The sequence below is a fragment of the Streptomyces viridosporus genome (assembly GCF_002078235.1).
GTDB classification, from domain to species: domain Bacteria; phylum Actinomycetota; class Actinomycetes; order Streptomycetales; family Streptomycetaceae; genus Streptomyces; species Streptomyces viridosporus.
Genome location: NZ_MSGP01000051.1, coordinates 11,216 through 11,897, shown reverse-complemented (window position 1 = coordinate 11,897; position 682 = coordinate 11,216). Strand labels below are relative to the sequence as shown.

Here is a 682-nt window from a genome sequence, read left to right as displayed (position 1 = left end):
CCGCCCCCCCACCGCGACCCCCGCGACCTCTGCGGCCTCCCTGGCCCTGCTCACCGTCGTCACGGCGGTGGCGGCGACCGCGTGCGGCGGCGGCGTCGTCGGCGGCGCTCCCGGCGCGAGCGGTGTCCGCGACCCGTACTTCCCGAAGTCGGGCAACGGCGGTTACGACGTCACCCACTACGCCCTCGACCTCACCTACGACCCCGGCGCCCACCACCTGACCGGCACCGCGACGCTCACCGCCCGGGCGACCCGGGACCTCTCCACGCTGAACCTCGACCTCAAGGGCCTGGACGTCGGGAAGGTCACCGTCGACGGCGTGAGCGCGCGCCGGTACCGCGACGGCCAGGAACTGACGGTCCGCCCGCGCGAGGGGATCGACCGCGGCGCGCGCTTCCGCGTCACCGTCCGCTACTCCGGCGCCCCCGTGACCGTCACCGACCCGGACGGTTCCGAGGAGGGCTGGCTGCGCACCGCCGACGGCGCGCTGGCCCTGGGGCAGCCCACGGGGTCGATGGCGTGGTTCCCCGGCAACCACCACCCCTCCGACAAGGCGACCTACACCCTTGCGGCGACCGTGCCGAAGGGGCTGCGGGCGGTGTCCAACGGGGAGCCGGCCGGTGAGGAGACGAAGGGGGACCGTACGACGTACCGCTGGCGCACCACCGAGCCGATGGCGAGC

At 75.4% G+C, this 682-nt stretch carries 1 protein-coding gene; it reads left to right on the top strand.

What is annotated here, in order from left to right; genetic code table 11:
* Positions 1-46 precede the first annotated feature (46 nt).
* Positions 47-682: gluzincin family metallopeptidase (locus tag B7L92_RS41910; protein ID WP_497590770.1), on the top strand; the 636-nt coding region annotated here is incomplete at its 3' end.